Here is a 10,661-nt window from a genome sequence, read left to right on the forward strand (position 1 = left end):
AGTAATTTCGCTTCTGCCTCCTTAACTATCAGTAGTATAGAATTTATCGGACAAGCCACCTTACCCACAGGTTTATCTTTCCAAAAAACTGAAATTGGCGGTTTATCAGGAATTACTTATGATGCCCAAAATAACCTATACTACGCCATATCAGACGATAGAGGGCAAAAAGCACCCCCTCGTTTTTATACATTAAAAATTGACCTTAGCAAAGGTAAATTAACTAGTAACGGCGTTGTTCCCGTCAGTGTCACCAACCTATTAGATACGAATAATCAACCATTTCCCCCCACCACTACTGATACAGAAGGAATTGCCCTCACCAATAGAGATACTATATTTGTTTCATCTGAAGGTGATGTCAACCAACTCATCAATCCCTTCATTCAAGAATTTTCTCTCGCTTCAGGCCAAACCATCAGCATCCTACCCATACCAGAGAAATTTTTACCAGATCCACAAAACCAAAAAGGCATCCGCAACAACTTAGCCTTTGAAAGTCTTACAATTACACCCAATCAGAAATTCCTATTTACAGCAACGGAAAACGCCTTAATTCAAGATGGTTCAGCAGCTAAACCTGGTTTGGGTACTCCTTGCCGAATTCTGCAATATAACCTCTTAACTAAACAGCCAGAACAGGAATTTATCTACCAGACACAACCAGTTACACCTTTATTTAATCCTACAGGTAAATTTGCCAGTGGCTTACCTGATTTACTAGCCCTTGATAACCAAGGACACTTTCTCAGTCTAGAAAGAAGTTTTACAGGATTAGGATTTACAGTTTTCTTATTTCAGGTTTCTTTAGACAACGCTACCGACATTCAGCACTTTGATAGCATGATCAAAACTGACATCACCAAAATCAAACCAGTAGAGAAAAAAATCCTCTTAGATCTACGAACTTTAGATGTATCATTAGATAATATTGAGGGATTGACTTTGGGTGCAAAATTACCAGATGGAAAACCATCTCTAATTCTTGTCAGCGATAACAATTTCAATGGGTTACAGCAAACCCAAATTTTAGCCTTTAAACTGAAAATAGAATCACCACTAACTAGATTATTAAATCGTCTGAGAATGCCTAATACTCAATAATCGTTAAAAATTCCCTTTTTACGTATATTAACGTATATCTACTCTCTTGTTACTCTGATTCCAAATCATCACTAATAGGCAACAGTCACAGCAAAATCAAGATGATGTGACATCATATTAGCAATTGCATAAGTACCTGAGCAAAATTAATTCAACATTTTTGGAACAAACAAAAATCCCTGTATTCCTTATCTGTTCCCTTTCCCAAATATACAATTTATTTTGCACGACTACTTAAAAAAGATTCGGGAGGAAATAAGCTAACACTTTTAGCAACTAAAAGAAATTTAGAATATGACTAACAAAACAGCTAAATCAGACATTTACATTGACAAACTATTAAATAACCGCTATTTAATCAGAGACTTACTCGGACAAGGAGGAATGGGAAAAGTCTACTTAGCAGAAGACGTTTCTAAAGGATGTATGCTAGTAGCCGTGAAAATCCTCACATTGAGTCTGAGAAATCAGCAAATAGCGGAACGTTTTGGTAGAGAAATATTTGTTAGCGCCCAACTAGGTAAAAAAAGCAAAAATATTGTCCGCTTATTAAGCTATGGTGTAACTGATAATAAAGTTCCCTTTTATGTGATGGAATATCTACGCGGTAGACCATTAAATAGGATTATTAAGAAAAATTATTTAAACTTACCAATATTCTTAGAAATTTGTCAACAAATATGTTTAGGACTACATTGCGCTCATCAAGGTGTTCACTTTAAAGGTAAAATTTATCCAATAATTCATAGAGACATCAAACCAGAAAATATATTTATTAATGAAGCTGGAGCAAAATCAGAGATGGTAAAAATTCTCGATTTTGGTATTGCTAAATTTTTAACTGAAACAGGGGGAATGACACTAACAGAATCTTTTGTTGGTAGTTTACCTTATTCATCTCCAGAACACATGGAAGGAAAAAAACATATAGATGCACGTTCGGATATTTACAGCTTAGGAATTTTAATGTTTGAAATGCTGACTGGAAAACATCCATTTCATAACACCAGTCAATCTTTCGGGATTTGGTATCAACTTCATCATTTTCAAAATCCACCAACCTTTGCTGAGGTAAATTCCCAAGTAGAAGTTCCCGAAGAATTACAGAAATTAGTTATAAGTTGTTTAAATAAAGATGTAAATAAAAGACCTCAAAGCGTCAGAGAGATATTAAATTCTTTGGAAAAAATCAAGGAAAAATTAATTGCGAAACATCAAATAAATAAACAAAAAATAACTGGTCAGCCAAAATTTATACCTACACCGGCAGTCGAATTAATTCCCGTTACATCTGTCACAGAACAAGAATGTTTGCAAAAAAAATGGCCTAGAAATAAGCCAATAGAACTTATTGGTTTCCCGCATCTTTTATATACACAACAAGGTGTTATTCCCACTTTTTGGGCAATGCTACCCCAGAAAGAAATTGATCAATTTATTAATAAGAAACATCATTCTGAATTTATTAGTAAAATGTCAGTATACCCAATGGTTTTATGGATAACAATGCTATATGATGAAGAATCGTCCCTAACGAGATGGCTATCTCATTATTTAGATATAAAAGATGAAACAGGGCAGAAAATAGTCAAGTCTTTAGAAAGAACAGGATATTATCATTTATTGTTTTTTGCTTTAGAAAACCCCAATAATCCACCCAGAGTTATGACTTTGACGTTAAGTGCTACACAACGTCAATGTTTAACTGATTGTATAAATATTAGCCACATAGATAATCCAGAAATTTCCACCCAGCAAGCAAAAAATCTGCTAAAAACTGAATATAAAAAAGTTAAATTACAAATAGTACACAATTTAGCTAAAGATGGTAAAAAAGTTCGAGGTTGTGTAAAATTATGGATAGGTAACTTGTTTCATAATTTGTTAAAGAAAAATTTAGGCATCAGTAATTATCCTAGTGATTCAGAATGAATTATGTTTTATTTTTAAATTTTGAATTGTTAATAGTGACTTCTAAATTTTTCCATATTTACCTGTATTAACAGCATTATGGACTGCATGATTCAAAATCCCAATACCCAAACTATCAGGAGGTTTAGGTGAACAATAGCCCCTACCAATCTCCAAAAACTCAGGAGTTGGTGGCCAACCGTTATCAAATCAAGACATTAATTGAAAGGGGTGGCATGGGTGAGGTATTCCTAGCAGAGGATATGTTGCTAGGTGGAACACCAGTTGCCATTAAGTTTTTATCTCAAACTGTTACTGATCCTCAAGTACAAGAAAGTTTTAGCAGGGAAGCTCTACTAAGTGCAGCTTTAAGCCAAAAAAGTATCCATATCGTTCGTGCCTATGATTATGGTATGACGGCTAATGGCAATCCTTATTATGTAATGGAATATTTATCTGGACAGAGTTTGAAGAAATTAATTCCTCTACCTGTGCCAATGTTTCTAAATCTATCACGCCAAATTTGTTTAGGGTTAAAATGCGCTCATCAAGGTGTCAATATTGATGGAAAAATTCATCCCTTAGTTCATAGAGATATTAAACCAGCTAATATTATCGTCACCCCTGATCCTATATTAGGCAACCTAGCTAAAATCTTAGATTTTGGTATTGCTAAATTTTTAGACACTACAGCCGCAATTACCACAAATAAAGGATTTCATGGAACTTTACCTTACTGTTCTCCTGAACAATTAGATGGTGGAGATTTAGATAGTCGCTCAGATATTTATAGCTTAGGCGTGATGATGTTTGAAATGCTGACAGGGCAAAAACCTTGGCAACCAGAAACAGATGCGTTTGGTGCTTGGTATAGAGTGCATTTATTTGAACCACCAAAACATATAGCTGATGTTAATCCTCAAATTAAAATCCCACAGCAGCTAAATGATTTAATTATGAATTGTTTAGCCAAAAAGCCAGAGCAGCGTCCACAAAATATGACCAAAATTCTCCAAGTTTTGGAGAATATAGAACAATCTGTTCATCAGGTATCTTTACCTCCAGTTTTGGGGAATTCAGAATTATCCAAAACCATGACAATACCTGATAAAAAATTTATTTGGCCTAAAAATAAACCAATTCAAGAAATTGTTTTTCCACAACTAATAGATATAGAAAAAGTTCCTAAACCTTCTTTATGGTTAATGTTGCCACAATTAGAAATCTATAATTATGCCCATACTACCCGCTACACTCGATTTATTTTTATTACACATCCCCATCCAATGTTGTTATGGATCACACTACTTTACAATCGAGAAATTGCTCCTAAGTGGCTACCATGTTATTTAGATATGCAAAATTCCCAAAATCTAAAATTGGTGTGGACATTAGCGGAAAGTGCGTGCTATTCGTTACTTTTCTTTACCTTAGAAGCCCCTAATGACTGCGTTAATACTTTTAGTATCAGTCTTGTTCCCTTACAATCACAAAATTTGAAAAATTGGGTGCAGCAAAGTCAACAAGTCACAGCTTCAACCCAAGCTTTGGTAAGCAAAAATTGGTTAAAGCAGCAATATAAGCAGCTCCAAGCGAAAATTTTAAAGCATTTAGAAGCGTAATATTACTTATAAGTTAGAGAAATTGTCAGAAATGGCTAACGCCACGCTACGCTATCAGGATGTCCAGGATTTAAGGATTTACAGGATGAGAACTGGAACTTTATCACCAATGACCAATGGGCAGAGGGGGGAGCATGGGTACGGGATACAAGCTTTGTCCCAGTCTCTCCCCCCTGCTCCCCGCTCCCCTGCTTCTTTTGACCAGCCCTCTTTTCCAGAATTTAAAAAAAATTTCTACAAACTACTTGACAACTAGAAAAAGATTAGGCATAATAGTGAGAGTGCAAGTCAAGGGACTGTAGTTCAATTGGTTAGAGCACCGCCCTGTCACGGCGGAAGTTGCGGGTTCGAGCCCCGTCAGTCCCGTTCTAAAATACTGAGTGTAAGATACTGAGTTAGTTAAATAAACTCATAGTCTTTACAACAGTAGGTGTAATTATGATTTATAAAAGAGAGAATCAACTGTGACCGTCAGAGTCCGTATAGCTCCGAGTCCTACCGGAAATTTACATATTGGTACAGCAAGAACGGCTGTATTTAATTATTTGTTTGCCCGTCACCATGATGGGAAGTTTATTTTAAGAATTGAAGATACAGATTTAGAGCGATCGCGTCCTGAATACACAGATAATATTTTGTCTGGACTGGGCTGGTTAGGATTGAACTGGGATGAAGGTCCATTTTTCCAATCTCAACGCTTACATCTTTATAAAGAAGCAGTTCAAAAATTATTAGATCAAGGATTAGCTTACCGCTGCTACACCACATCAGAAGAACTAGACGGGTTAAGGGAAGCGCAAAAAGCCAGAGGAGAAGCTCCTCGCTATGATAACCGTCATCGTCATCTTACCCCAGAACAAAGGGCTGAATTTGAAGCTCAAGGACGTTCATCTGTAATTCGTTTCCAAATAGATGATCACCGGGAAATTGTCTGGAATGATTTAGTCCGGGGTAAAATGAGTTGGCGCGGTAGCGATTTGGGTGGTGATATGGTCATTGCTCGCGCTGCTAGTGATGGTACTGGTCAACCACTATATAATTTTGTGGTGGTTGTGGATGACATTGATATGCAAATTAGTCATGTCATTCGTGGTGAAGACCATATCGCCAATACTGCTAAACAAATTCTGCTATATGAAGCTTTGGGCGCGAAGATTCCCGAATTTGCTCATACACCTTTAATTTTGAATCAAGAAGGGCGGAAACTATCGAAACGGGATGGAGTAACTTCCATTTGTGACTTTCAGGAAATGGGCTTTCTGGCGGAAGCTTTAGTAAACTATATGACCTTATTGGGATGGTCGCCTGCGGATTCTACCCAAGAAATATTCAATTTAGAATCAGCAGCTAAGGATTTTGGCTTTGAGCGGGTGAATAAAGCTGGTGCTAAATTTGACTGGGATAAATTGGATTGGTTAAATAGCCAATATCTGCATATTATGCCAGTTGATAAACTCACAGATTTACTTATCCCCTGCTGGGAAAAAGCTGGTTATCAATTGACAGGTGGGAGAGAAGGTCCTTGGTTAGAGCAGCTAGTAACGTTAATTGCTGCAAGTTTGACGCGGTTGGTGGATGCTGTGGAGATGACTAAAGTATTTTTTACTGAGGGGGTAGAATTGACTGAAGAAGGCAGTCAACAACTACAGCAAGCAGGTGTCAAGACTGTATTGCAAGCAATTATTACAGCTTTAGAAAGTCAGCCAGAGTTATCAGCAGATAGCGCCCAAAGTATTATTAAGCAAGTTGTGAAAACAGAGAATGTGAAAAAAGGCTTAGTCATGCGATCGCTCAGAGCAGCCTTAACTGGGGATGTACATGGACCTGATTTAATTCAATCTTGGTTACTGCTAAATCAGATCGGTTTAGATAAAGCTCGTTTACATCAAGCAATTAGCACCAACCCTTAAATCAACTAGAGACGTTCCATGGAACGTCTCTACAAAAATTCAATATTAAACTGTGGCTAATATTGGTTGACTGACTGCTGCGTTAATAGATGTTGGTTCAGAGTCAGCAACATAGATTTCACAGGAGTTGTTAGGACTTTCGATGAGTTTGATTTTATGTAGAGTTGCTCCTAATTCTTGAATAGGCGATCGCAATACATTACTAATATAAAGAGCGATATTTTCCGCCGTTGGCACAACTTTAGCAAAGAAAGCAATATCTTTATTTAAAAAAGTGTGATCAAAAGGTTCTACGACATAATCTGTAATTATCTGATTTAAAGCCCCTAAATCAATAATCATGCCCGTGCGAGGATCAATTTCTCCCTTCACAGTCACTTCCAAATGGTAGTTATGTCCGTGTCCATTCACACGAGCGCATTTACCGTAAATCTCAGTATTTTCTTCCAAACTCAAATCAGGGTGTGCTAGTCGGTGTGCGGCGCTAAAGTGAGTGCTAATACTTAGATATGCTTCCATTCCGTTACCCATATAATCTGCCCAAAGTTCAGGATGTTCAAATAACTGCACGCGGACTAAAGGTAAGTGAGGTGCTAAACGCTGCCAAATTACCCGCGCTATATTTTCTGTAGTGGGGAGAGTTTGTTGAAAATCTGCCCATACATCATTGAGATAGGAAAAATCTAGTTGGCCAGTAACTTCCCGCTTAATGACGTGCTTCACATCAGACAAATTTAGCACCATCCCATATTCATCTAATTCCCCAGCCAGGGAAATAAATAAAACATAGTTATGTCCGTGTCCGGGAAATTTCGAGCAAAGACCAAATTTTTCCACATTTTCGTTTTCACTTAGTTCTGGCAACCAATACCGATGGCTGGCGGAAAACTGAGCGCGGCGATTTACAATACATTGCATGAGTACACTGAGAACAGAACTTAAAATTTCTTAATCTTTCACTTTTCTCAGTATAAACCAATTTGTTGCTTAGTGGTCAGTTGCTTTTTTACTGGTAACTATTGAGTAGGTACTGGGGAAAGGGTGCGATCGCTACCTACGGATTCTGTGTTGTATAATATCATTATTAATTTTGTTACACTGATAAAAAATAACAGAAAAGTACATTAAAAACTAAATTAATCAGGACTTACGCAAAACAGAACAGAAGTAGGGGTAATTCATGAATTACCCCTACGCAAGAATCAGGTTTTGAGTTCAATCTTGCGTAAGTCCTATTAATGTTTATGCTCACATCATATTTTTTGTAACCTCATTATAATAGAGTACATCTTCCCTCCACACCTCGAATAGTCGGGTTAGGTTTAAGAAATAGTAAGGAAATTACTCAGCCATTAAATATTTTTTACTCAATATATTAATTTCTTTAGACCAAAATCCTCAATTAGTTGATAAAATTGAGAAAATATTTGAAAATGTAGAGGTTCAGAAAAATAGGGAAATAACAAATTAATACTATGCTACAAAATACCTATCAACTACCATTGACATTTGAGCAAATTCTGACTCTAGTTAAACAACTTTCTGATTCTGAAAAATTATTACTTAGCAAAGAACTAGAAAAAGAAACCTTGAATCATAAATTAACAGAGTTATTGGAAGTATTTCAAACTGATGAATTATCATTAGCAGAAATTACTGAAGAGGTTGAAATTGTCCGTTCTCAAATTTATGACAGAAAACAAAGCAGTTAAGATCATTATTGATACTAATCTTTGGATTAGTTTCTTGATTGGTAAAGAACTGAAAGATTTAAAAGACCTTTTAGTTGCTGAAACAATTATAGTAGTAATTTCTGAGCAAATATTAGAAGAAATTACTTTAGTAACTCAACGTCCTAAGTTACAAAAATATTTTCCGTCTAACAAAGTTCATGAGTTAATTCAACTTTTACGAACCATTGGTGTATTTATAAATATAACCTCCGAAGTTTTTATTTGTCGGGATGCGAAAGATAACTATCTTTTAGCACTAGCAAAAGATAGTGACGCAAATTTTTTAGTCACTGGTGATCAAGATTTATTAGTGATTACAAAATTTGAAAATACTGAAATTGTTACTTATCAAGAACTTTTACTGAAATTATAGAATTGATCTGAGTACATATTCAACCTACCGATTCTTGCGCTTCCCGATACAATCTTTTAGCTATCCGAAATAATTCTTGCCCAGTGTGCAAATAACGATCATCATAGCTTAATGGAAAATAAGCTAACTCCTCTATACCGTCTCCAAGTTGACTCATACAATAGTAGATGTGCGCGGCTGTGGCGGCAAAACTAGGAGGATTTGGTAAAGAACGAAACTTAATTTGAGCGTCCTTGAGGTCTTCTCGACAGGATTCTAAATAATCTTGAAATTCGTCTAAAAGATCATCATCAAAAGGATCTGCGGCTAATTCCTCAATTTGCTCTTTTAAAGAATTGAGAATTGTACAAAGTATCCGATTTACTGGTTTATAAACTCGGCATAACCATTCTTCAATCTTCTCATCAACATCTTTGCCAGTTTTCCTAGTTGCTTTGTAATGCTGTTGGGCAGATTCTGTACGTTTTTGGCGAGAATGATGGAATTTTTGCTGCCTATGACGAAGTTTTTCATCATAATCAAGGCGACTTTTGTTGTCACTCAATACTTCATAAGCAGCATTAACACGAATAATCTGCTCATTATCTGGTATTTCTTTATTACTATCAGGATGAAAAATTTTCACCAAGCGGCGATATGCTTGTTTAATCTCCGCTTGGCTGGCATAGGCACTAACTTTTAGGGTGTCGTAGTGGTTAAAATCGGACATTAATCCAATAGATTGTTAAGTGACAAGTAAATCAACAATGATTAAAAATTTGCAAACAGCTTGTGTAATCTGCTTTTTAATTTTTAATTATTAATTTTTAATTCCACCTTGCGCTTCTAAGTCTTGGAACAAAGGTGTACTGAGATATCTCTCACCGAAACTTGGTTGAATCATAACAATTAAGCGATCGCAATTTTCTGGACGTTGAGCGACACGAACCGCCGCACAGAGGGCAGCACCCGTAGAGATTCCCGATAGTAGTCCTTCCTCTCTGGCTAATTTACGACTAAAGGCGATCGCTTCGTCATCAGTAACCGTAATCACCTCATCAATCAATTCTACCTTTAAGACTTGGGGAATAAAACCCGCCCCAATACCTTGAATTTTGTGGGGTCCTGGTTTACCCCCAGATAATATAGGGCTATTAGCAGGTTCAACAGCGATCGCTTGAAAACTCGGTTTTCGTGCCTTCAACACTTCCGCTACCCCAGTAATCGTTCCACCTGTCCCCACACCAGCCACAATCATATCTACCTGGCCATCCGTATCTGACCAAATCTCCTCAGCGGTAGTTTCCCGATGAATTTGGGCATTAGCCGGATTGCGAAACTGTTGCAACATATAGGCATAAGGTGTCTTATCCACTATCTCTTGCGCCCGCCGAATCGCCCCACTCATGCCCTCAATTCCCGGCGTGAGTTCCAATTGCGCCCCATAAGCCCTTAACATCGCCCGCCGTTCTGCGCTCATTGTTTCTGGCATTGTTAAAATTAATTGATACCCCTTAGCCGCAGCGGCCATTGCTAAGGCAATTCCCGTATTTCCCGATGTAGGTTCTACCAAAATCGTCTTACCAGGTGCAATTAATCCTTCTTTTTCCGCCGCAGTAATCATACTTACCCCAATTCGGTCTTTCACCGATGCAGAAGGGTTCATACTTTCCAATTTCACCAGAATTTTCGCCACACAACCTAATTCTTGAGGAATCCGGTTTAACTCTACTAAAGGTGTCCTTCCTACTAATTCCGTAATATTTTTAGCAATTTGCATGATAAATTTTTATGTCCTTAAATGTAGTACATGATATCTAACTGCTTCCGTGAATCTCGTTTTTCACAAAGATCCTGAAGCGAATAGTTTTGTAACACTGAATTTGCAGCTTGACGTGCTTCTTGCCAGATTTCTGCCACCAGAGTATTGTCTAGACTTGTGGGATTAGAATCTTGCTCAGTCGTCTGCACATCTAAACCTTCTAAACATTCTAAAATATCAAAGATACTAATTTTCCAAGGTTCTCGC

At 37.0% G+C, this 10,661-nt stretch carries 10 protein-coding genes and 1 tRNA gene; 7 read left to right on the forward strand and 4 right to left on the reverse strand.

The window, feature by feature from the left end; translation table 11 throughout:
• The 5 genes from FJR38_RS05215 to gltX form a co-directional block, all read left to right on the forward strand.
• Nucleotides 1-1,104, forward strand: a 1,104-nt coding sequence (locus FJR38_RS05215; protein WP_168535804.1) for an esterase-like activity of phytase family protein, incomplete at its 5' end; no start/stop codon positions are given.
• 294 nt (nucleotides 1,105-1,398) lie between these two features.
• Nucleotides 1,399-3,036 (forward strand): serine/threonine-protein kinase, encoded by a 1,638-nt coding sequence (locus FJR38_RS05220; protein WP_168535806.1) that lies wholly within the window; start codon nucleotides 1,399-1,401, stop codon nucleotides 3,034-3,036.
• 128 nt (nucleotides 3,037-3,164) lie between these two features.
• The gene (locus FJR38_RS05225; RefSeq protein WP_168492187.1) at nucleotides 3,165-4,637 is read left to right on the forward strand and encodes a serine/threonine-protein kinase; all 1,473 of its coding nucleotides are present in this window, start codon (nucleotides 3,165-3,167) and stop codon (nucleotides 4,635-4,637) included.
• A 292-nt stretch (nucleotides 4,638-4,929) separates the two neighbouring features.
• A tRNA-Asp gene (locus FJR38_RS05230) sits at nucleotides 4,930-5,003 on the forward strand.
• Between the two features lie 98 nt (nucleotides 5,004-5,101).
• Nucleotides 5,102-6,547: a glutamate--tRNA ligase gene (gltX, locus tag FJR38_RS05235; protein ID WP_168535808.1), complete on the forward strand. Its 1,446-nt coding sequence runs from the start codon at nucleotides 5,102-5,104 to the stop codon at nucleotides 6,545-6,547.
• Between the two features lie 45 nt (nucleotides 6,548-6,592).
• Here the strand turns inward: gltX and FJR38_RS05240 are convergent, their stop codons facing one another.
• Entirely contained in the window at nucleotides 6,593-7,465 is an 873-nt protein-coding gene (locus FJR38_RS05240; protein WP_168535810.1) for a 6-carboxytetrahydropterin synthase, read from the reverse strand.
• Nucleotides 7,466-8,022: 557 nt separating this feature from the next.
• On the opposite strand from FJR38_RS05240, the gene vap15 reads away from it, so the two are divergent.
• Both vap15 and FJR38_RS05250 read left to right on the forward strand, forming a co-directional pair.
• A complete protein-coding gene (vap15, locus tag FJR38_RS05245) occupies nucleotides 8,023-8,259 on the forward strand; it encodes a type II toxin-antitoxin system VapB15 family antitoxin (RefSeq protein ID WP_168535812.1) in 237 nt (78 codons plus the stop codon).
• Nucleotides 8,237-8,653, forward strand: a complete 417-nt coding sequence (locus tag FJR38_RS05250; protein ID WP_168535814.1) for a putative toxin-antitoxin system toxin component, PIN family — start codon at nucleotides 8,237-8,239, stop codon at nucleotides 8,651-8,653. Before vap15 ends, FJR38_RS05250 begins: the two co-directional genes overlap by 23 nt.
• A gap of 19 nt (nucleotides 8,654-8,672) precedes the next feature.
• Here FJR38_RS05250 and FJR38_RS05255 read toward each other — a convergent pair whose 3' ends face one another.
• The 3 genes from FJR38_RS05255 to FJR38_RS05265 form a co-directional block, all read right to left on the reverse strand.
• Nucleotides 8,673-9,362: a J domain-containing protein gene (locus FJR38_RS05255; RefSeq protein ID WP_168492178.1), complete on the reverse strand. Its 690-nt coding sequence runs from the start codon at nucleotides 9,360-9,362 to the stop codon at nucleotides 8,673-8,675.
• 90 nt (nucleotides 9,363-9,452) lie between these two features.
• Nucleotides 9,453-10,412, reverse strand: a complete 960-nt coding sequence (gene cysK, locus FJR38_RS05260) for a cysteine synthase A (RefSeq protein WP_168492176.1) — start codon at nucleotides 10,410-10,412, stop codon at nucleotides 9,453-9,455.
• Nucleotides 10,413-10,429: 17 nt separating this feature from the next.
• The coding region (locus tag FJR38_RS05265; RefSeq protein ID WP_254449361.1) for an Rrf2 family transcriptional regulator at nucleotides 10,430-10,661 on the reverse strand (232 nt) is incomplete at its 5' end.

Source organism: Anabaena sp. UHCC 0253, from assembly GCF_009712085.1.
Classification (GTDB): Bacteria; Cyanobacteriota; Cyanobacteriia; order Cyanobacteriales; family Nostocaceae; genus Dolichospermum.